Origin of the sequence: Streptomyces thermocarboxydovorans (genome assembly GCF_039524635.1) — a bacterium.
Classification (GTDB): Bacteria; Actinomycetota; Actinomycetes; order Streptomycetales; family Streptomycetaceae; genus Streptomyces; species Streptomyces thermocarboxydovorans.
In genome coordinates this window covers 3,701-24,778 of the sequence record NZ_BAAAGU010000076.1, presented here as the reverse complement: position 1 = coordinate 24,778, position 21,078 = coordinate 3,701, and the positions used below count along the sequence as shown (strand labels likewise).

Below are 21,078 nucleotides of genomic sequence, written 5' to 3'. Positions count from 1 at the left end.
TACGAGCGGCCACTGACCGTCCTCGGACTCAACTGACCTGCACCAACACACGATCAACGAACTTTGCAATCGCCCTGCCCGTCGACGCGCTCGGCGTTGGATCGTCGGTATGACGGACTGGTCCCGGCTCCACCACGCCTATGGCACGGCAGAAGACATACCTGGCCTGCTCGACAGGGCCGGCTCGGACCCGCAGGACTCCAGCTGGGACGGACTCTGGTCCCGGCTGTGGCATCAGGGCGCCGTCTATTCGGCCAGCTACGCGGCTCTGCCCGCCCTGACCGGGATGGCGCGTCGGTGGGCACCGCAGGACCGGCAGGCGCCGCTTCTCCTGGCCGGCTGCATCTTGGCGAGCACGGATCGGGCGAGCGCCGGCGGAGATCCCCGAGTCACCTACGCCTCGGAGGTGGCCGAGCTGGCGAGGTTGACCGAGGAAGCCCTCCGACACCCCGGGCTGGCCGGCAACTCCGCGGACTACGTCTACTTGTTGTCCGCGCTCCTCGGCTTTGAGGGCATCGGAGTCTGGAGCGAAGAGCTCGACGGGCTGAACGACGAGGAGTACGAGGTGCCCTGTCCGGCGTGCGGGGCTGAGAACTTCATCGTCATCGGAGAACACGGCTTCTTCTCGACCGTGGACAGCATGTACATGGACTCGGACGCGGGGAGACGGGTGCCCCTGCAGCCCCGGTCACCCTCGTCTTTGGGGGGCTGGGCCTGAGGCTCCACAGTCGTGCCCTCGCAGACGGGCATCCCGACATCGCGCACAAGCTGACTTACCTCTTCGGTCATGCGCAGTGCGCCGATTGCGACGGCGTCTTCGGCGTTGCAGAGGCCATAGCCGCCCGGTGACGTGAGATTCGCATTCCTGACATGCCTGGCTCGCCCCAACGGCCGTAGGGCGGGATGGGTGTTGCCGGCAGGGCACGTCGGTCTCAGGCCAGGCGCCAGGCCTGGCGGTGGCGGGCGACGTTGTAGACCTGCTCGACCTGTTCGGGGGTCAGCACTCCCGACGGCGGGGCCAGTGAGGCGACTTGCCGTTCCTGGTACACCCGGACGCTGAGTTGGGTGGCGACCACCTTCAGGTCGGTGACGCCGGCGAAGACCAGGACCGGCTCCACCGGCACCGGAAAGGTGCAGTAGTGCCGTGCCCGAGCACCCGGCTCACCCGGTCGGCCTCGGCCCGGCTCTTGCGTGCGTAGGGCTGGGGTTTTCCGTGATCGACCTTCACGGCGTCGCCCTTTGAGCTGGCCCCGGCCGCCTCGGCGAGCCGCGTACTTGTGATGTCCTGCTCCTGTGAACGGAGTTCTCTCGGCCCTGATCGCGGTCGTCGGTACCCTGCTCGGTTCTGTTGTGACGCACCTGTTCCAGCGCAAGGCGTCCGCACGCGACCAGGTCTTCGCTGCGCAGCAGCAACTGCGTGCGGACCGGATGGCGGTGTACAGCGACTTTGCCGGAGCGCTCACGGAATTCCGGCGCGGTCAGCAGGATCGATGGCACCGCGAGGGTGAGGACCCGGCCGGTTCTGCGTTTCTCGAGGCCCCCGCGGAGGCGTACCGGTTGCGTGGGCTCGCCCTCCACGCGTTGTTCCGGGTCCGGCTCATAGCGAGCAGTCGAACGCTGATGGATACCGCGCAGCATGCCTATGCGTTGACGTCCGCCATGCACAAGGCGGCTGACCGGTTGGAGCTGAGCTCTGCCGGCGAGCAGGCGCGCGAGGCGCTTGAGCAGTTCATCGAGCTCGCGTCCTCGGACGTGCAGTAGAGGTGCGGCAGACGCGCAACGCTGCCGCACTGTGCGCGGTGGCCGCGTCGACGCTCGAAGGGGCGGTGGGTGTGAGCTGGGTCTCGTCCGGGGCAGGCAGCGGGGCGGGTTGTGCGCAGTGCGGCGTGACCAGTTCCACAGGGGTGGGTGACAGGGTGGTAACTCGGGTGCCTGGCTGGTGGGTTGGCGGGTTGACCGGTTCGGAAGCCAACCGACAGTGCGGGGCAAAACGGACATGTATGTCATTCAACTGTGGCCGGTTCCGGGTTCGTGCACTTCACTCTTAACGGTCCTCAAGTACGACAGTTCGGACCAACGAAAGCATCTGTACTCATGCCCCACTCTTCCGGCATACGCGAAGTCCCCATGAATCCGCACTCGGTGACGGCTGCCGAGGTCGTGCCCGGTGATCTGGTCGCCCTGTCGGGCGGCGACGTGGCGGCGGACCGGTGGTACGTCGTGACGCACACGCTGCCCGAGGGTCCTGAGGTGATCCGGGTCACGCTGCGGCCGCCGCTCGGCGGGCCGGACCGGGAGGAACTGCTGCGCCGTGAGCAGCGGGTGAGCGTCGCCGGGCGGCGGATGGATCCCTCCGCGGTGCCGGAGGTGACGTCGCCCACACTCGACGACGTCGAGTTCCGGGACGGAGACAGGGTGACGTCCCTGCGTGCCGTGGACCCGTCGGCGCGGGAGGTGACGTATGTGCGGCGTTGGGGGACCTGGCGGCGGGACGACGAGAAGGCCGGCGAAGGCGAGAGCAGCGGCTTCTCCGACGCCGAGGTGCGGCGGTGGGCCGCCGAGGCCGACGAGGCCGGGCTTGTCGTACGGCATGAGCCGCGGCCGCTGAGCGAGGCGCAGGCCGCCGGGGCCCGCCGGGTCGTGGTGACCGGGCTCGGTGCGATGACGCCGCTCGGTGCCGGGACCGGCGAGCTGTGGCAGGGGCTGCTCGAAGGGCGGCACGGCATACGGGAGCTGGAGGACGAGGAGTTCGAGGGGCTGCCGGTGCGGGTCGCCGGGACCGTGCCGGTGGATCCGGCGCGGCTGCTGCCGCGGCCCGTGGCCCGGCGGATGAACCGGGCCGCCCAGTTCGCGGTGCTGGCCGCGCGGGAGGCCTGGGCGGACGCCGGGTTCGCCGAGGGCGGCACCCGGGAGAGCGGGCTGGATCCGGAACGGGTCGGGGTGAGCCTCGGCGCGATTCTCGGGGACGCGTCCGTGCTGGTGGGCGGGGACCGGAAGCTGCGGGACAAGGGCCCGCGGAGTGTGTCGCCGCTCACGACGCCGATGACCGTGCCGTCGCAGGCCGCGTCGCAGGTCTCGCTGGATCTGCACATCACGGGTGAGGCGCGGACCGTGACCAGCGCGTGTGCCTCCGGTACGGAGGCGATCGGGCAGGCGGTGGACCGGATCCGGTTCGGGCGGGTGGAGGTCGCCCTCGCGGGCGGTGCCGAGGCCGTGGTGACACCGGCGATCATGGCGTCGTTCGCGGCGATGCGGGCCCTGGCCGAGGGTGATCCCGCCGAGGGCTCGCCGTCGCGGCCCTTCGACCGGGACCGGAACGGCTTCGTCAACGGCGAGGGCGCGGGCGTGCTGGTGCTGGAGTCCGAGGAGCATGCGCGGGCGCGCGGGGCGCGGATCTACTGCGAGGCGGCCGGCTGGGGGCTGTCCGCCGACGCCCACCATGTGGCGGCGCCCGACCCGTCCGGCGCGGGCATCGCGCTGGCGCTGCGGCGGGCCGTACGGGACGCGGGGGGCCACCTCGGGGACGTGGTCCATGTGAACGCGCACGCCACGGCCACGGTCGACGGCGACCTCGCGGAGGCGCGGGCGCTGCAGAACGTCCTGGGCGCCCGGAACGTGCCGGTCAGCGCGCTCAAGGGGCACCTGGGGCATCTGCAGGGTGCGGCGGGCGGTGTCGAGGCGGTCGCCGCGGTGCTCACGCTGCACCACGGTGTGATGCCGCCCACGGTGGGCTGCGCCGAGCTCGACGAGGAGATCGAGCTGGACGTGGTGCGGGGCGCCCCGCGCGTGCTGCCCGCGGAGGGTGACCTGGTGCTGAGCAATTCGTTCGGCTTCGGCGGTCACAACGCGGTGCTGGCGCTGCGGCGGGCGGCCTGAGACGAGTTCCTAGAAACGTGGTTCTGGCGCTGCGGCGCGCGGCCTGAGACGAGTTCCTAGATCTGCTCACCGCCGGCATCAGGTCCGGGGCCGGGTCCGGGCCGGGGCCGGGGCCGGGACAGCACAACTAGGGCGTCCGCAGCGGATCCGGGGTGCCTGTAGGGGGGCGGGTGCCCTCAAGGGCGCCTACAGGGGCATCGGGTCCACGTCGCAGTTCGCCGGTCTGCTGTCCCGGGCCGCCGCCAGGGCGGGGTGGTCCGGGCCCAGGACGCGTGCGTAGCGGGCGAGGGTGTCGGTGTGGAGGGTGTCCGCCTCCTCGTCGCGGCCCAGCAGGCGCAGGCCGAGGCTGAGGTTGACGGCGGTCGCCAGCGTCGCCGGGTGGTCCTCGCCGAGGCGGGTGCGGGCCTGCTCCAGCGTGCGGGTGCTCAGCTCGACGGAGGCCCGGACCTCCCCCAGCTCGCAGAGGTCGGCGGCGAGGTTGCTGGCGCAGGCGAGGACGTTGGGGTGTTCCGGGCCGAGCTTGTCCCGCAGCCGGTCGAGGATCTGCTCGTTGAGCCGGTGGGCGTCCTCGACGCGGCCGAGCAGCCGCAGGGCGACGGCGTGGTTGATGCGGGCGCCGAGGGTGTGCGGGTGGCCGGGGCCGTAGAGGCGGGCGTAGCCCTCGCAGCCCTCCTCGCTCAGTTCCAGCGCGTGCCGGAAGTCGCCGCTGTAGCGGACGTCGATGGCGTGGGTGAGCAGGGCGGCGAGGGTTTCCGGGTAGTTGTCGCCGTAGCGGATGCGGTACTGCTTCAGGGCGCGGCCGGAGAGTTCCATGGCCCGGGCGTGGCGGCCCATGCGGCGCTCGGCCTGGGCCAGGCCGAGCTGGCTGCCGATGGTGCTGGGGTTGGTGGCGCCGAAGTGGTACTCGTAGCGCCGTGAGACGTCCTGCTGCACGTTGTAGGCCTCGGTGTACTGGCCGGCCTGCCGCAGGTCCATGGCGACCCCGGCGAGGGTGTGCAGGGTGGACAGCGCGTTCTCGCCCAGTTCCTCGACCTTGCGGCGGTGGGTGTCCTGGTCCAGTTCCAGGGCCTGCCGGAAGTCGCCGGTGAGCCGCAGGTTGAGGGCGACGCGGTGGGCGAAGATCAGGGTGGAGACGTCGTTGGGGCCGAAGATGCGCCGGCTCGCCTCGAAGGTCTCGCCGTCGAGTTCGGAGGCCCCGGTGAAGTCGCCCCGCATGCGCAGGTCCCAGGCGAGCATCGAGGTGATCTCGAGGGTGTTCTCGTCCTCGGTGCCCAGGGTCTCGGTCATGGCGGCGCGGGTGCGCTGGTCGAGTTCGTACGCCCGGTGGTGGTGGCCCAGGGCGCGCAGGTTGTCGCCGTAGAGCTTGGCGGCGCGCAGGGCGTGCTCGTTGTTCTCGCCGTCGGCGTCCCGCCAGGTCTCGTAGGCCTCGCGGGCGAGGTCGCCGGAGCCCTCGTAGTCGCCCCAGTAGAACATGTACTCGATCTCGTTCAGGACGAGTTGGCGGACCCAGCGGTCGCCCGAGGTGACGGCTCTGCTGCTGAGGACGTGCGGGAGCAGTTCGCCGTAGCGCTGCCACTGCTCCGGGGACGAGGGGTCGGTGGGATCGCCGTGCGCGAGGAGGCGGTGGGCGGCGGCGCGCATCCGGACCTTCAGCTCGTCCGGCATCTGGTTGATCAGGACGCGCTGGACCAGCCGGTGCAGCTGGATGGTGTTGGTGCTGTGGTTGATGCGGGCGAGGGCGTAGCGGTTGATGTCGCGGACGGCGCGGCCGAGGCGTATGGGGTCGCTGAGCGCGTAGGCCAGTTCGGGCGGGACGGGGGCGTCGCGGACGCCGGTGAGCAGCGGGCGGGAGATCGGTTCGGGGGCGAAGAAGGCGCAGACCTGGAGCAGTTGGAGGGCGGCGGGGTGGTCGCGCTGGAGTCGTTCCAGGGACAGGTTCCAGGCGGCGGCGACGGAGAGCGGGTAGTCGGGGGGCGGGTCGCCGGCCATGAGTTCCATGGCGTGCTGCTCGAACAGCCGGAGGTACTCGTCGGCGGGCATTCCGGTCTCGGCGAGCCAGGTGGCCGCCTGCTCGACGCCGAGGGGGAGGTCGCCGAGGGTCTCGGCGATCCGGTCGGCGGAGGCGTCGTCGAGGTCGGGCAGGCGCAGCTGGAGCAGTGCGCGGCTCTCCTCCCGGGTGAATACGTCGACCTCCAGCGGGCGTGCGGCGCTGGCCCACTGGCCGTTGCGGGAGGTGACCAGGATGCGGCCCGGTCCGTCGGCCGGGAAGAAGTCCCGTACGACGTCCGGGGTTTCGGCGTTGTCGAAGACCAGCAGCCAGTTCTTGTCCGGTTCGCCGATGCGCAGTGCCTCGATGACGGCGGGGACGGCGGTGGCGGCCTCGCCGCTGCTGATGTCGAGTTCGAGGCGCCCGGCGAGTTCGACCAGGGACTGGCGGATCTGCTGCGGCTGCTCGGCGGGGATCCACCAGACGATCTGGTACTCGTGCATGTGCCGGTAGACGTACTCGACGGCGAGCTGTGTCTTGCCTACGCCGCCCATGCCCTGGAGGGCCTCGGGGATGACGGCCGTGGTGCCTTCCTGGAGCCGCTGGTGGAGTTCCTCCAGCAGCCTCCTGCGGCCGGTGAAGGCCCGGTTGCGGGGCGGCACGTTCCCCCAGATCGGCGGTGGCTTGCGCGCTTTCTCCCTGTGCGCAGCGGGTAAGGGCTGCGGGTCGCCCACGGACACGTTCCCTCCCATCCGGGGTGTGTGCACGACACGCTCACCCACGGGTGCGGGGGTGAGGTGCGGACGATCACGTTGTTCCGGTTGTTCCCGGACCTCGAGGGGCCGAACACCTGGCGGGGCGGCACCGTGCCACAGCCGCGCCCGCAGACCGGACGCGGCGAGTGCGTAGCGCCCGCCGAGTGCGGTGAGGGCGGGCAGCACCGGAACCAGCCAGGGCCGCACCCGCTCCACCGGCAGATGGGCGGCCCGGCCGGGGTCCCTGACGACGGCCCGCACCTGACGCAGATCGGCGGCCAGCGGCTCGGGCACCGCCCCGGCGAAGTGGCCGAGCACCGTCTCGATGGCCCGTGCGGTCTCGTCCCGGGTGCCCTCGGCGAGGAGTTCACCGCGCACGCCGTCCAGGAAGTCCAGCTCGATCCGCGCGGGGTCGGGCAGCGCGGGGGCCGGCGCGACGTACCGCAGCAGGCCGCTGTGCAGCAGTTCCGCGAGGTGCCAGGTGCGGGCCTCGGGGAGCAGGGTGCGGCGTACGAGCTCCAGGATCCGCAGGTTGAGCGGTACGGCGGCGCACAGCTGGGCGAGGTGATGGGTGGTCGGGCTGAGCCGTGCGCGGGCGCGGCGCACCAGCTCCGTCGCGGGCAGGGGGCGGGGCGGGGTGTGCTGCCGTCGCGAGTCGGTGAGGGCGGTCGGGCCGGTGAGGTCGCTCGGGGCGGTCGGAGCGGTCGAGGCGGTCGGGGCGTCGAGGGAGGCGGTGACGATCCGTGCCTCGTACGCCTCCGGCTCCGCGTGTGCGACGAAGCGGCCCCACCGGTGGAGCGCCTGCCCGGTCAGCTCCAGTACCGGGACGGGCAGGGCGCGCGGGTCGGCGAAGTCCACGTCGTCCTGCCACACGAGGGCGAAGTCGTCGGGGCGCCAGGACCAGCGGCCGTTGGCGGCGAAGGGGCCCGGGCTGGTCAGCGCGGCCTTGTGCGGAGGGACGGGGCCCCGGGACCACAGGTGTTCGGGGAGGACGTTCACCACGGCGACGGAGGCACGTTTCGCCCAGCGGGCGAGCCGGTGCCGGGCGGTCCCGTCGGCCCAGCGGTCGCCGTGCAGATCGGTGAGGACGAGGACGACATGCCGGCCGGGGGCGTCGGGCAGCCGGGGCGCCCCGTCGCCGCGCACCGTCCGTCCGGTGCGTTCGCCGAGGTCGGCCGGGGCGGACCGGCCGGTGCGCTGTCCGGCGTCCGCGTCCGCCGCCCGGTCGTCCCGGCCGGTCCGCCGCGCGGGCGGCCAGCGGTACACCCGTACGTCGCGGAACGCCCGGGAGCGGGCCAGCGCTCCGGCGAACCGCTCGGCCGTGCCGGACCACAGGGCCATCGAGCGCCCGGCGTCGACCACCAGCGACACGATCGCCCGCCGCTCACCGCCCGTCCGTCCCCGCACGAGCCGCGCGGCCGGCCCGCCGTCCCCCGCGCCCCTCCCGCGACGGCGCATCGGGCGCAGGGCCTGTGCCCAGGACACGGCGTCCTCGGGGGCAGGACCGGCGGTCGAGCGGACCGGAATGCCGTGGGCCGCCCGCGGCTGCGGGCGGCCATCCGCGCCGGCCGACGAGGGAGCGTCGGCGTCATCGACGCACGAGGGCTCCCTCTCACCGGTCGGCGATTGCACGCCCTCGTCGGCCGACGGCCGCTCCTCCACACCGGCCGACGGTCGCTCGCCCGCACTGGCGGACGGTCGCTCGCCCGGGGCTGCCCGAGCAGTCTGGGTCGCGCCAATCGGGGAAGTCCCTCCCGCACCGGCCGAGGGCCGCTCCCCCATAACGGCTGGCGATTGCTCTCCCGCAGCGGTCAACGATCGCTCGCCCGGGCCTGCGGGAGTGGTTTCGGTTTCGCCGGTCGGGGAGATCCCGCCCGCACCGGTCGGCGATCCCTCGCCCGTGCCGGCCGACGGCTGCTCCCTCACACCGGCCGACGGCCGCTCACCCGCACCTGCCGGAGCAGCCTCGGTCGCGCCGGTCGAAGAACTCCCGCCCCCACCCGACGACGGCCGCTCACCCTCACCGGACAGCGACGGCTCCCATGGACCAGCCGGAGCACCCCCGGCCGCACCGAACTCCGGTAACCCGGCGCCCTCTTCGGAACCGCGCACGTCACGCCCCGCCGCTGCGGCGGGGCCGGTGTCAGGGCGGGGCTCCGGGACGGGGGAGGTCATGCCGGATCCGCTGTGTCGAGGGGGCGCCACAGGGCGTGCAGCAGGCGGTTCAGGGAGGCCTCGTCGGGGCCGGACGGGGCGGTGCGCAGGTACTCGGAGTCGAGGAGCTGGTCGGTGGCCAGGGTGCCGCCGGCCAGGGAGCGGCCGAGGAAGTCCCGGATGAGGGTGAGGCGCTCCGCGCCGTCGCCGGTGGCGAAGCGGGCGGCCAGGGAGCCGGCGAGGCGTTCCGCGCCCGGGGCCGGCATCTCCAGGCACAGGCAGTGCCTCAGGAGGTCGGCGGGCAGGGCGCGTTCCCCGCCGCAGGTGATGACGACGAAGGGGAAGGCGCGGCATCGGATCCTGCCGTGGTGCACGGTGTACGTGCCGTCCGGGTCGTCGGTGTGCACCACCACGTCCGGTTCGCGGGACCGTGTCCGGGACAGCTCGGGGATGCGGAACTCGCCGTCGGCGATGATGCCCGTCAGCCCGTCGAGCAGGTCGAGGTCGGCCTTGTCCAGGTCGTCGATGAGCAGCACCCGGGGTGCCTCGCGCGGGATCAGCGCCGTGCCCAGGGGCCCGAGCTGGAAGAAGTCGCCGAGGCCGCCGGCCGTGTCGGTGTCCGTGCCCCGGGAGGCGCCGCGTATCGCGGCGTCCTGTAAGCGGCCGACGGCGTCGTAGTCGTACAGGCCGTCGGCCAGGGTGGTGCTGCCGGTGATCCGCCAGTGCAGGACCCGGCCGAGTCCCAGCTCGCGGCTGACGCGGTACGCCAGGCTGGACCTGCCGCTGCCCAGCGGCCCGGTGACGATCAGCGGCCGGCGCAGGAACAGCGCGGCGTTGACCATGTCGGCCTCCTGGACGGAGACCCGCCGCATCGTCATGTCGCCCGCCCCGAGGCGCCGGAGCGTGGCGGCCTCGTCCCGCGGCGGTGGTCCGGGGACGACCGGGCCTCCGTCGAAGTCACGCCAGGGCGGCGGCGGGGGGAGCCGGTCGGTGACGGGCGCCGCCGGGGCCGGTCCCGCCGAGCCCCGGTAGAGCCACCAGGAGTGGCTCGTGTGCTGCGGCTCGGGTGCCGTGGCGCGCCGCGCCGTGCGCCCGGACTCGCCGTTGCCCTCCACAGCCACCCCCTTCGTCTGCCCGTCGTCCTGCCCGGCCCGTCGTTCTGCCCGGCCCGTGCGTCATGTCCCGGTGCGGGTGTCCCCGTACGTCTCGGCTGCCTTGCCCGACAAGACCGGTTCCGGGAACTCGGGGAGCCGGTTCGGGTCGTCCCACAGCACGGCGAGGCCGGGCCGGGGGCCTTCCGCGCTCCCCTCATGGTCCTGGGTCTCCGGCAGGGACCGCAACCGCACCATCCGGTCGAGGAGTTGACCACAGGGGCCGTCCAGCGTGGCCTCCACGGCGGTGCCGACCCGTTCGCCGAGCGGGCCGGTGTGGTTCCACACCAGCACGGGCAGTCCGGCGTGCAGGGCGACGTAGAGCTCCTCACGGCCCCGGGTCCGGTCGGGCGGTGCGCCCAGGGTCATCAGGACGACGTCCGGGCTCTGTTTGAGCCGCGGGTAGTTCTCCCGTACGTCGCCGACGCAGCGGTAGGCGTGCGGGGCCGCGGTGCCGGTGGCGAGCACGTCCCAGCGTTCGTTCCAGACGCGGTGCAGCTGCAGCGCCTCGATCCGCTCCAGGCTGCGGACGACGACCGGGTAGTCCTGCCAGAACGGGGGGCCGCCGGGGTCGCCGTCCCACAGCGGCTCGTCGCCGAACGCCAGGTTCCGGCACCACTGCTCGACCGGTTCGTTCAGCAGGGACAGCGGGAGGACGAACTCCAGCACGATGCCGCCGCGGTGCCGGCACAGGCGCGCCTCCTCGCGGTCCACGAGGGCGGCGACATGGCGGCGCAGCCGGTCGCGGGGCACGGAGGAGTCGTCCCGCCGACGCGGCTCCCAGGTGTCGCCGGTGCTGGTCCAGCAGGTGACGTCGACCCGGTCCGGTGTGCTGACCGAGGGGCAGAGCCGGATCACTACGTAGGCCGCGTGTCCGCCGCCGGCCGCCGGCAGCGGACCGTCGCCTGCGCCGGCGCGTTCCAGCATGCGGCAGGCGAGGGCCGGGTCGCCGGTGGCGTCCCGCACCTGGCGTGCGACCCAGTCGCGGACCGGTTCGCCGCGCTCCGGGGACAGCACGGACGCCAGTGCGGTCAGGAACCGCACGGCCGGCGGTACGCCGTCGGCGGGCCAGTTGGTGTGCGCGAGCAGCTGGTGGGCCTCCCAGGCGGTGTTGACGCCGGGCGGCAGCGGCCCGAACGGCCCGGCGGCGGCCCGGTAGACCTCGTCCAGCTCGGGCACCGTGGTGCGGTCGAGGCCGGCGAGCAGGCCGCGCAGCGCCTGTTCGGCGGCCTCCTCGAAGACGGGCAGGGCAACGGTGTGGGCGAGCGAGGCGGCGTGCCGGGACGGCAGGTCGTAGTCGGCCAGGTACTGCACGGCCTCGGTGAGGGCACGCCAGCCGCGGGGCACCGCGGCGAAGGCCCGCACCATGGCGATGACATGGATCTTCTTCTCGGGCGACTCGGGCACGGACACCCGTTCCCGCAGCCGCTCCATGGCCTCGATGACACAGAGCCGCCGGTTGCCGATCTCGTCGAGCACCGACACCTTCATCAACGCGTCCGCCAGGCGTGCGGCCGATTCCGGATCGTGCACCGCCCCCGGCACGGCGTCAGGCGTCGTCACGCAGCCGGTGCGGCCAGGTCTGTCCGGCCTGTCGGATGAAACGCTGCACGTCGCTGGTATCCCCCTCCATGACCCGGACGGCCGCGACCAGGGCCGCCGGCCCCTCCTCGAACTCGTCGCAGCGGCGGACGAGATGGAGGAGCTGAAGCCGCGGACGACTCTGCCGTGGAACCCCCCGGGCGATCCGGCCGGGCAGGAGGGACAGCAGTGCCGCTCCCCCGTCCGACGCTATCGACTCCATTGCCAGCAAGTTTTCCACCAAAGGCCACAACTCGCCCTGTGCTGAGGGTTGTTGGGCGTAGTTGTATCCAGAAGGAAAATTCCCGGACAGCAGTTCACCAAAACGGGTCGCCTCCAACACGTCGAACGGGACCATCCGCGCGCCCCCGGCCGGATCCGGGGACGCGGGAAGCGCGGGGGCGATCACACCGACCGCCTGCGCGCGTTCGGCGTCCCAGACGCCGGCCCCCGTGAACTGCCCCTCCGGCCAGGTGCCTTCGCGCACTTCCAGCCGCCGGGCCCCGGCACGCCATGCGCCGGTGACCTGCGCGTGGACGCGCAGCCCCGAGCCCGCCCCGTCGTGCCCGAACGCCGTCACCGCCACTCCCTCGCGCTGTCCGCAGCGCCCGAGCGGAGCGGGCACGGCATCGGCGGGCCGCTCCAAGTGCAGTACGGCGAGGGGGTGCAGGGGGCTGATCTCCTCGGCCCTCGCGGGCACCCGCCGCACCTCACCGCTCCCCCGGAACTCCGCCAGCACGAACCCGGCGGCCGGGACACGATCGAGAACGGCAGCGCAGGTCAGCAGCGTGCGTTCGGCGACCAGGACTGCGGCCAGGGCGTATGGGCTGCCCGTCGGGCCGAGGAGGCGCGCCTGCCAGGAGGGGGCGGCAGCGGGGCCGGAGACGTCGCCGGGAGACGCTGCTGCCACGCAACTCCTCCCCTGTATGAGCGAGTTGGGCACAACTGTGTGCGGCAGGGTAGGCGCAGGCGCCGGGGCGGCGCCAGACCGGCGAGGGCGGGGAGCGAGGGCGGCGCAGGTCCGTCAGAGGCAGGGAGGGGGCTCGCCGGCAACCGCCGGGATCCGGCCGATCCAGTCGCTCAGGGTGCGGATGGCGGGCGGGGCTCCCTCGCCGTCACGGGCGAGGGCGCGGTGGACGGCGCGGACCAGTTCGGGGCGGCGCAGCACCGCGTGTGCGGCGGCCGGCGCACCGGTTGCCGCGAAGGCGAGGCCGAGGCCCGCCCAGGCCGGCGGGGAGTGGGGGTCGCGGGCGAGGACGCGGGCGTACCCGTGCTCGGCGCGCTCGGCGTCCCCCTCGCACAGCGCGATGTCCGGAGCGGTCAGCTCGGGGTCGCGTCCGGCGGCGTAGCTCCCGCCGTGGGCGTGCGCGGCGACGGCGCCGGGTCCGGTGAGGGCGGCGCGCCGGAGTTCGCCCCTCGGGTCGGGCGGCCCGTAGCGGGGGTCGGTGCGCACCTCGGAGGGGACCTCGGGGAGGGTGTGCGGGTCGGTGCCGTCCCGCCAGGCGCGGGCCAGGAGGCGTACGCCCTCGGCGTCCGGGACGGTGTGCCGGGCCCGCCAGACCGCCTGCAGGTCGGCGGTCTCCTGCCGGGCGAGGGCCTCCGCGTCCGCGGGGACCGGCTCCGCCGCCCAGGCGGCGGCCTGCTCGGTCATGGCCGCCACGAACCGCCGTCCCAGAGGGGTCAGCGGGGCACGGGACTCGAGGGTGCGCAGGGCCTGGGTGACGGCCTCGCGCCACAGGGCGAACTCGAAGTGAGCCAGGCGGGCGGCCGTGCCGTCGAGCGCATGGCGTTCGACGCGCCAGAAGCCGGCGACGCCCGCGAAGGAGTAGGCGCCGTGCAGCAGTCCGGAGGCGGGCCGGGGGTCACCGCGCCACGGCGCGTACAGCAGTTCCCGCCGCCCGGAGTCCGGCGCCGCGTCTTCGTCCCCCGGGGCCTCCTCGCACAGCGGCAGTTGGTGCAGCAGGCCGTTGAGCACCGAGTGGCGTGCCTCGTGCACCAGCGTCGCGGCGAGGTCGCCGGTGTCCTGGTGCAGCGACATCAGCGCGCTGCCGAAGGCCTCGTTGTAGGAGGCGCTGGTCGGGCGGTACCGGGGTGCTTCGGGGAGCGGCACCAGGACGCGCAGGGCGGTGGCCCGCAGCGCCGCCGCGTGCGGGTGCCGGCGGCGGAGGGCGGCGTCGGCGTCCTGGAGCATCGTCCGCCAGCGGCCTGCCTCGGCCGGGGTGAGCGGCGTGACCGGCTGAGGGGCGGTGCGGAAGTCGCGGTAGGGGTCGCTGTTGTCGAGGACCAAGGTGCCGCCGGCGGCGCGGTGCAGCGGCTGCCAGCCGGCCTCCGCGAGCGCGAGGTCGGCGGGGAGGGGGAGGGTCCGGTCCGCCACCGTCAGCCGGGCGGGGCCGGATGCGGGGATCCGCAGCACGGCCACCGGGTGCCCTCCGGGGCGGTCGGCCGGGTGTGCGGGCAAGGTCATCCGGCCCAGGGTCGGCAGGGACACGGCGTCGCCGAAGACGGGCAGGTCGATGTCGGTGGGGCAGCCGGCGCGCAGGGCCGCCGCCGCGGCGAGGGCGTGGAGGTAGCCGAGCTCCTGCCAGAGGGCAGGGGCGTCCGCGTCGTCGGTGTTGCCGTCCTTGCCGGCGTTGCCGGCGTTGCCGGGCTGCGGGGCGCGCAGGCGGTCGAGCACCCGGACCGCCCATATCCCGAGGCCGGGGTGGTCGAGGAGGTCCGCCACCACGTCCGGGTGGTCCCGCTCGACCCGCATCAGGAGGTCCAGCGGTGTGGTGAGCGGGGAGAGCGGCGAGCCCCGCTCGGCGCCCGCGTCCCGGGCGGCCTCGACGACGGCGCGCAGCATCAGCATGCGGCGGCCGCGTTCCACGGCCCGCATCCGTCCGGCGGTCGCCGGGGACATGCGGCCGGCGGCGAGATCGTCCAGATCCGACAGCGGGACGCGATGCCGCGTCGTGGCGGTCATCCGCGGCGGCCTCAGTGCCGGTCGGGGGCGCAGTCGACGGCGAGATAGGGACTGCCGGCGCCGCCGCTCGCGCTCTGCGCCGCGGTCCTCTCGCCCAGATGCCGTACGAGGGAGGACAGGGCGTCCGTGACCGAGTCGTCGCGGAGGGCCATCACCTCCCGCAGACCGCAGCGGCTGAGATCGATGAGATCGGTCTCGATCTCGGTCGCGGACGTCGTCACTCGTGCTCCTTGCCTCACCGCCTGACTGCTCACCCCGGTACCTGGGCCTTGCTGCTCCTCCTGGTACCAGTGTGTCTGGGGCAACGTACCGTAATCGGCGCCCACTTCGTGGAGGCGGGGCCGATCTCGCGCCGTGTCACGCCGACCGTTTCCGGGAAGCGGTCTTCTTCGTCGCCGATGTCTTCTTGACCGTCGACTTCTTCGCTGTGCTCTTCGTGCCGCTGCTCTTTGCGGATGCGCTCTTTGCGGCGGTCTTCTTCGCGCTCGTCGACTTGCGGGAGGATACCGTCTTCTCGGCCGGGGTCTTCTTGGCGGTGGACTTCTTGGCGCCGGTCTCCTTGGGGGCCGCACGGGAGGTCTTGCGCCGCGGGAGGGGCTTGACCTCGGCCTCCTCCGCGGATTCGCCCCGGGACTCGCGGGCGGCGCGGACGCTGTTCTCCAGCGCGGCCATCAGGTCCAGGACCTTGCCGCCCCGCTCGGGCTCGGGCAGCTCCGGCGGGGTCTCGCCCGCGGCCTTGGCGGCGATGACCTCCTCCAGGGCCTCGCGGTACTCGTCGTGCAGGTCCTCCAGGTCGACCTCGCCGAGGGTCTCCATCAGGGCGTCCGCGAGGTCGAGTTCCTTGTCGCGGACGGTCACGTCGGTGTCGGGGGTGACTCCCTCAGGTGCGCGCACCTCGTCCGGCCAGAGCAGTCCGTGCATCGCGATGGCGTCGCCGACCACCCGCAGCATGCCCAGCCGCTCCCGGCCGCGCAGCGCGAACTTCGCGATGGCAACTTTGTTGCTGCGTTTGAGGGCCTCGCGCAGCAGGGTGTACGGCTTGGCGGCCGGCGCGCCGCTCGCCGCCAGGTAGTAGGCGGAGTCCATCTGCAGCGGGTCGATCCGGTCGCTGGGCACGAAGGCGACGATCTCGATGGTCCTGGCGGTCGGGATCGGCAGACGGGCCAGGTCCTCGTCGGTGATCGGGATGATCGTGCCGTCCGAGTCCTCGTAGCCCTTGCCGATCTCCTGGTTGCCGACCTCGCGGTCTTCCAGTTCGCAGAATTTGCGGTACCGGATCCGGCCGCCGTCCTCGGTGTGGATCTGGCGGAAGGAGATCGAGTGGCTCTCGGTGGCGTTCACCAGCTTGATCGGGATGCTGACCAGGCCGAACGAAATCGCGCCGTTCCAGATGGACCTCACGTGCGACACCTTCCCGACCGTTTGTCATGGTTTGCGTGAGATTCTCATCGTATGGCGCCTATCACTGAGGTGGAGGGGCGGCGGCTCCCGCTCAGCAATCTGGAGAAGGTGCTGTATCCCGCCACCGGGTTCACCAAGGCGGAGGTACTGCACTACTACGCGACCGTGGCGGAGGTGCTGCTGCCGCATCTGCGGGACCGGGCGGTGTCCTTCCTGCGCTATCCGGACGGGCCCGGCGGGCAGGTGTTCTTCACCAAGAACGTACCGCCGGGTACGCCCGACTGGGTCACCACCGCCGAGGTGCCCAGGTCGGAGGGGCCGTCGCGGATGGTCCTGGTGCAGGACCTGCCGAGCCTGATGTGGGCGGCGAACTTGGTGACCGAGTTCCACACCCATCAGTGGCTGGTCCAGAACCCCGGGGAGGCGGACCGGATCGTCTTCGACCTGGACCCCGGGCCGCCCGCGACGATCGTCCACTGCTGCGAGGTCGCCCTCTGGCTGCGGGACCGGCTCGCCGAGGACGGGATCGAGGCGTACGCGAAGACCTCCGGCTCGAAGGGGCTGCACCTGCTGGCGGCGGTGCGGGGCGCCTCGCCCGAGCGGGTGTCGGACTACGCCAAGGGGCTGGCGGTGGAGGCGGAGAAGGCGATGCCCCGGCTGGTGCTGCACCGGATGACGCGCAGCCTGCGGCCGGGGAAGGTCTTCGTCGACTGGAGCCAGAACGCCGCCCGGAAGACCACGGCCGCCCCGTACACCCTGCGCGCCCGTGCGGAACCGCTGGTGTCGGCACCGGTGACCTGGAAGGAGGTCGAGGAGTGCCGGTCACCGGACGGGCTTGCGTTGACCGCGCCCGACCTGGGGCCGCGCCTGACGGACCACGGCGATCTGCTGGCGCCGCTGCTGGACCCGGAGCACGCGGGGACGCTGCCCTGAAGCGATGGGCTCACAGATCGAGACCGCGCAGACCCTGCCGAGCGCAGCCGCGCCCGGCGCCTCCTCACACCCGCGTCCACGTGTTCCGGTCGCGGGCCATCGCGTACAGGGCCTCCACATCGGCCGGCTTGAGGACGCCGCCCTGCCGGGCCAGCCCCGGCACATCCGCGTCCGTCAGCACCCGCACCTCGCGCGGCGTCGCCGCGACGTCCACCCGGGAGGCGCCCGCCAGGACCAGCACCGGGCGCACCTCGGCGGTCAGGGCGTGGCAGGCGCGGTCGGCGCAGGCGCGGACGAGCCGGAGCAGCGGTTCCGGCCTGCGGCGGCCCAGCGTGACATGGGGGTCGGTGACCGTCACCCGCTGCTTGTGGGCGTACCGGCTGTGGACGGCGTACAGGCCGCCGGGGCCGATCAGCAGGTGGTGGATGCGGTCGCCGCCGGGCAGCGGGACGGAGTGCAGGGTGCGCCAGCCGGCGCCGTCCATGCGGTCCAGTGCCTCGCCCACCGTCTGCTCCGCGGTGAGCGCCCTGCGGCGCCGGTCGGGGCGCAGCAGCCGGGCGGGGCCCGGATCGCGGTCGAGGGCGATCAGCAGGGCCTCGCCGGGGCGGTTGGGTGCGAGGTCGTCGTCGGGGTGCAGGGACAGTCGCGCCAGCTCGGCGGGGGTGGGGACGGGGGGCGGGCCGACGGAGACGGGGCCGGTGAGGTAGGGGCCCAGCGCCTGCAGCACGTCCTCCTCGTGGTCCTGGCGGAGCAGGTTGACGCGGGCCGCCTCGCGGTCGTACCAGGCGAGGTTCCTGCCGTCCGGGTGGCGGACGTAGAGCCGTTCGCGGCCGGCCTGCCAGGTCGGTATGACGCGCAGTCCGTTCATGCACCATCACCCCAGTCCATGGGAACAGGCGGGGTGCTGCAGGGGCAAGAACCCGGCTACCTTGGGTAGAAGTTGGGGATCGTGGGGAGGCGCCTATTGCGAACCCGCCGAGAGCGACCCGACGTACCGGCTCCGGACCGTCCGTGGGACGAGATCGTGCCCGGTCTGTGGATGGGTGGACACGAGTTCAGAGGCCGTTCCGGACGGCTGCAGCTCGCGGTGGTCCGGCGTGAGTTCGATCTGGTGCAGACACTGCTGCGGCTGCCGGGGTACGGGCCGGACCAGGGAGTCGAGCACCAGGTGTGGCCGATCCCGGACGGGCCGCTGGACGGGACGCAGCTGGCCGGGGTGATCAGGCTGGCGGAGGCGGTGTGCGAGGCGCTGGAGCGCGGCCGTACGGTCCTGGTGCGCTGCTACCACGGGTACAACCGTTCAGGTCTGGTCGTGGCGCATGCGCTGATGCGCGGGGGCGAGTCCGCGGACGCCGCGATCCGCCTGATCCGCGCCCGCCGCTCGCCGTGGGCCCTGCACAACGACCTGTTCGTCGACTATCTGCGCACGGGCCTGCCCACGGTGCGGCAGCTGGAGGAGCTGGCCGAATAGGCACCGCCCATCCGGATCCCCTCGGCGGCGTCACCCTGGACGCGGCGGCGGTGGCCCCGCGAATAGGGTGTGCGCAGCCGAAAGTGGTTCAAGAACGTCTCATCAGGAGTCCCGTGCCCGTCAGCCGCCGCATGCGCGCCCTTCGCCGTGCCGCCGTCGTCGCGACGGTGCTGTCGGCGGCCGTGGGCTGCGGCGACAGCGGCGGGCTGCGGGCGGCGGGCGAGACACCGACCGCGATGAGTCCGGCGCGGCTGTGGCCCGAGCTGACGCCGGCGTCGAGCCCGGCGTACGAGCTGGGCGAGGTGGACACCGAGGTGGTCAAGGGCGTCGCCGTGCCCGGTGACGACATCCGCGAGGTGGATCCGGTCGCGGTGGTGCGGGCCGAGATCTCCGCGCACCCGGAGGAGTACGAGGGCGCGAAGGCGCCGTACCGGGACACCGCCGGGGCGATGGGCAAGTGCGGTGAGGGCGAGAGTGGACGCCGGCGCCCCGGGTGCCCGGTGCTGAAGCCGTACTACCGGGACCTGACGGGTGACGGGCGGGCCGATCTCACGCTGGGCGTGCGGCTGATGCCGGAGGATCTGACCGGCGTGCGCGTCTACACGGTGCACAAGCACCGGCTGGTGCAGATCATGGCGTACGACGACGCCCTGAGCGGGGTCGAGCTGGCCGGGCGGTCGGTGATCATCCGCTCGCCGTCGGAGGTCGCCGGGTACGAGTACCGGCTGCGGTGGACCTGGGATCCGCGGCAGCGGGCGATGCTGCTGACGCACGACGAGATGCTCCCGACCGGCCGCAAGCGGACCTCGCAGCAGCACTCGCCGGGCGCCGGCCCCACGTCCGAGCCCGCGCCCTCGCGGTCGCCGTCCGCGCAATCGTCGCAGTCCGCGCAGTTGTCGTTCGTCCAGTCGTCGTTCGTCCAGTCGTCGTTCGTCCAGTCGTCGCCGGCGGGCGTCTCGTGAGGCTCGGGCTGCCCCGCTGGACCGGGCCGCTCGCGGTGCGGGCCGCCGTGTTCATCACCGTGATGTGCTGTGCGCTCGCCGCGCTGCTCGGTGTGCTGGTGCACGTCCAGGTGACCGATCAGACCGTCGGCCAGGCGCGGGACACCGCGCTGCGGCGGCTGACCGAGGCGACCCGCGAATACGAGGCGGGGGACGCGCCGCGCGGCGGAGCCGCGGTGGACCCGCCGGGGCTGCCGGCCGAGCTGCGCGAGCTGGCCGTCTCCGGCCGGCGCGGCACGATGCTGGCGCGCCACCAGGGCCGGCCGACGATGTGGGCGGCCGGACCGGTGGACGGCAGGAGGGCGCTGGCCGTGCGGGTCGACTACGCGCAGGGCGAGCGGACCATCGACGGACTCGACCGGGCGATCGTGGCCTCCTCGGCGCTGGCGATCGGGGCCACGCTGCTCGTCGGCGCCTTCGCGGTGACCCGGGTGACCCGGCGGCTGCACGCCACCGCGCGGGTGGCCCGGCGGATCAGCGCGGGCGACCTCGACGCGCGGGTGAACGACCCGCGCGCCCGGGACCGGACGCGCCCGCAGGACGAGGTGGCCGCGGTGGCCGCCGCGCTGGACTCCATGGCGGCCTCGCTGCAGGGGAAGCTGCTCGCCGAGCAGCGGTTCACCGCGGACGTGGCGCACGAGCTGCGCACGCCGCTGACCGGGCTGCACGCGGCGGCCGAGCTGCTGCCGCCGGGGCGGCCGACCGAGCTGGTGCGCGACCGGGTGGCGGCGCTGCGCACGCTCACCGAGGACCTGCTGGAGATCTCCCGGCTGGACGCCCGGCGCGAGCGGCTGGACCTGGACACCGTGCAGCTCGGGGCGCTGGCCCGGCGCGTGGTGCGCGCCTCGGGGACCGACACGGAGGTCGAGGTCGTACGGGACGTCACCGTGGAGACCGACCGGCGCCGGCTGGAGCGGGTGCTGGGCAATCTGGTGGCCAACGCGCACCGGCACGGGCGGGCGCCGGTGACGCTCACGGTGGACGGGCCGGTGGTCACCGTGCGGGATCACGGGGACGGCTTCCCGGAGTACCTGCTGGCGCACGGGCCTCAGCGGTTCCGCACGGAGAGCGGGAAGAAGGGGCACGGGCTCGGGCTGACCATCGCGCTGGGCCAGGCGGAGGTTCTCGGCGCCCGGCTGGACTTCGCGAACGCGCCCGACGGCGGTGCCGTGACCACCCTGACACTCCCTCAGAACGGGGACGCAACCGCCAACGGTGTGGTCTGACGGGTTCTCCGATGGCGCAGTAAGGCGGGCGGTACCGCTGCAGGCGCTCCTAGTGTGACGACATGTGGCGACAAGTCACCTTCGACACGTTCGTCCCTCATATGGAGGTACTGCCATGTCCCTGCGCTCTCCCCGTCGACTGCCCATAGCGCTCGCCGCCGGCGCGCTGGCCGTCGCGGCCGCCATCACCCCCGCCGTCGCCAGTGACGGCGGAGACGACGGCGGTGGCGGCAACGCCAACAGCGACAGCAGCAGCAACAACAACCACTGGAGCCAGCAGCAGAGCGGCGACACCGGCGGCAACCAGCAGAGCGGGAACCAGCAGGGGGGGAATCAGCAGCAAGGGGGCAATCAGCAGGGCGGCCAGCAGTCCGGCCAACAGCAGGGCGGGAACCAGCAGCAGGGCGGCTACCAGCAAGGGGGCAACCAGCAGGCCAGTCAGCAGGGCGGCTACCAGCAAGGCGGTAACCAGCAGAGCGGCCAGCAGCAAGGCGGTAACCAGCAGAGCGGCCAGCAGCAAGGCGGCAACCACCAGAGCGGCCAGCAGCAAGGCGGCAACCACCAGAGCGGCCAGCAGCAG

General features: G+C 73.3%; 16 protein-coding genes and 1 pseudogene. 7 read left to right on the top strand and 10 right to left on the bottom strand.

Annotated features, from left to right (window positions below; all coding sequences use genetic code 11):
* The first annotated feature begins 406 nt into the window (after positions 1-406).
* On the top strand, positions 407-718 hold the full coding sequence (locus ABD198_RS27290; protein ID WP_344006790.1) for a hypothetical protein: 312 nt from the start codon (positions 407-409) through the stop codon (positions 716-718).
* A gap of 214 nt (positions 719-932) precedes the next feature.
* Here ABD198_RS27290 and ABD198_RS27285 read toward each other — a convergent pair whose 3' ends face one another.
* Positions 933-1,124, bottom strand: coding sequence for a hypothetical protein (locus tag ABD198_RS27285; RefSeq protein ID WP_344006788.1), 192 nt, complete (start codon positions 1,122-1,124; stop codon positions 933-935).
* 169 nt (positions 1,125-1,293) lie between these two features.
* Here ABD198_RS27285 and ABD198_RS27280 point away from each other — a divergent pair, with 169 nt between their 5' ends.
* Both ABD198_RS27280 and ABD198_RS27275 read left to right on the top strand, forming a co-directional pair.
* Positions 1,294-1,761, top strand: a complete 468-nt coding sequence (locus ABD198_RS27280) for a hypothetical protein (protein ID WP_344006786.1) — start codon at positions 1,294-1,296, stop codon at positions 1,759-1,761.
* A gap of 333 nt (positions 1,762-2,094) precedes the next feature.
* Positions 2,095-3,876, top strand: a complete 1,782-nt coding sequence (locus ABD198_RS27275; RefSeq protein ID WP_344006783.1) for a beta-ketoacyl-[acyl-carrier-protein] synthase family protein — start codon at positions 2,095-2,097, stop codon at positions 3,874-3,876.
* A gap of 186 nt (positions 3,877-4,062) precedes the next feature.
* Here ABD198_RS27275 and fxsT read toward each other — a convergent pair whose 3' ends face one another.
* From fxsT to ku, 7 genes are all read right to left on the bottom strand, one after another.
* On the bottom strand, positions 4,063-8,400 hold the full coding sequence (fxsT, locus tag ABD198_RS27270; protein ID WP_344006781.1) for an FxSxx-COOH system tetratricopeptide repeat protein: 4,338 nt from the start codon (positions 8,398-8,400) through the stop codon (positions 4,063-4,065).
* 389 nt (positions 8,401-8,789) lie between these two features.
* Complete coding sequence (locus ABD198_RS27265) at positions 8,790-9,887, bottom strand: MoxR family ATPase (protein WP_344006779.1); 1,098 nt, start codon at positions 9,885-9,887, stop codon at positions 8,790-8,792.
* A 60-nt stretch (positions 9,888-9,947) separates the two neighbouring features.
* Positions 9,948-11,486: a VMAP-C domain-containing protein gene (locus tag ABD198_RS27260; protein WP_344006777.1), complete on the bottom strand. Its 1,539-nt coding sequence runs from the start codon at positions 11,484-11,486 to the stop codon at positions 9,948-9,950.
* On the bottom strand, positions 11,473-12,414 hold the full coding sequence (locus ABD198_RS27255; protein WP_344006775.1) for an effector-associated domain 2-containing protein: 942 nt from the start codon (positions 12,412-12,414) through the stop codon (positions 11,473-11,475). The genes ABD198_RS27260 and ABD198_RS27255 overlap by 14 nt, the downstream gene beginning before the upstream one ends.
* 114 nt (positions 12,415-12,528) lie before the next feature.
* Positions 12,529-14,466 (bottom strand): aKG-HExxH-type peptide beta-hydroxylase, encoded by a 1,938-nt coding sequence (locus ABD198_RS27250; RefSeq protein ID WP_344006773.1) that lies wholly within the window; start codon positions 14,464-14,466, stop codon positions 12,529-12,531.
* A gap of 11 nt (positions 14,467-14,477) precedes the next feature.
* Positions 14,478-14,687, bottom strand: a complete 210-nt coding sequence (locus ABD198_RS27245) for a hypothetical protein (RefSeq protein ID WP_344006771.1) — start codon at positions 14,685-14,687, stop codon at positions 14,478-14,480.
* 136 nt (positions 14,688-14,823) lie between these two features.
* Positions 14,824-15,867, bottom strand: coding sequence for a non-homologous end joining protein Ku (ku, locus tag ABD198_RS27240; RefSeq protein ID WP_486388898.1), 1,044 nt, complete (start codon positions 15,865-15,867; stop codon positions 14,824-14,826).
* 51 nt (positions 15,868-15,918) lie between these two features.
* Between ku and ligD the strand changes: the two genes are divergently transcribed.
* Entirely contained in the window at positions 15,919-16,800 is an 882-nt protein-coding gene (gene ligD, locus ABD198_RS27235; RefSeq protein WP_344006767.1) for a non-homologous end-joining DNA ligase, read from the top strand.
* Positions 16,801-16,864: 64 nt separating this feature from the next.
* On the opposite strand, the gene ABD198_RS27230 is transcribed toward ligD, so the two are convergent.
* A complete protein-coding gene (locus ABD198_RS27230) occupies positions 16,865-17,668 on the bottom strand; it encodes a nuclease-related domain-containing protein (protein ID WP_344006765.1) in 804 nt (267 codons plus the stop codon).
* 96 nt (positions 17,669-17,764) lie between these two features.
* Between ABD198_RS27230 and ABD198_RS27225 the strand changes: the two genes are divergently transcribed.
* The 3 genes from ABD198_RS27225 to ABD198_RS27215 all read left to right on the top strand — a co-directional run bounded on the left by ABD198_RS27225 (position 17,765) and on the right by ABD198_RS27215 (position 20,498).
* Entirely contained in the window at positions 17,765-18,271 is a 507-nt protein-coding gene (locus tag ABD198_RS27225) for a protein-tyrosine phosphatase family protein (protein ID WP_344006763.1), read from the top strand.
* Between the two features lie 113 nt (positions 18,272-18,384).
* The gene (locus ABD198_RS27220; protein ID WP_425580566.1) at positions 18,385-19,233 is read left to right on the top strand and encodes a hypothetical protein; all 849 of its coding nucleotides are present in this window, start codon (positions 18,385-18,387) and stop codon (positions 19,231-19,233) included.
* The gene (locus ABD198_RS27215) at positions 19,230-20,498 is read left to right on the top strand and encodes an ATP-binding protein (protein WP_344006761.1); all 1,269 of its coding nucleotides are present in this window, start codon (positions 19,230-19,232) and stop codon (positions 20,496-20,498) included. Before ABD198_RS27220 ends, ABD198_RS27215 begins: the two co-directional genes overlap by 4 nt.
* 97 nt (positions 20,499-20,595) lie before the next feature.
* Here ABD198_RS27215 and ABD198_RS27210 read toward each other — a convergent pair.
* A pseudogene (locus tag ABD198_RS27210) lies at positions 20,596-21,078 on the bottom strand (hypothetical protein); the annotation flags it as partial.

Coding starts and splice junctions, on each gene's coding strand:
- ABD198_RS27275 (WP_344006783.1), top strand. CDS start 2,095: ATGCCCCACTCTTCCGGCATACGCGAAGTCCCCATGAATCCGCACTCG.
- fxsT (WP_344006781.1), bottom strand. CDS start 8,400: ATGGGGGAGCGGCCCTCGGCCGGTGCGGGAGGGACTTCCCCGATTGGC.
- ABD198_RS27250 (WP_344006773.1), bottom strand. CDS start 14,466: ATGACCGCCACGACGCGGCATCGCGTCCCGCTGTCGGATCTGGACGAT.
- ligD (WP_344006767.1), top strand. CDS start 15,919: ATGGCGCCTATCACTGAGGTGGAGGGGCGGCGGCTCCCGCTCAGCAAT.
- ABD198_RS27230 (WP_344006765.1), bottom strand. CDS start 17,668: ATGAACGGACTGCGCGTCATACCGACCTGGCAGGCCGGCCGCGAACGG.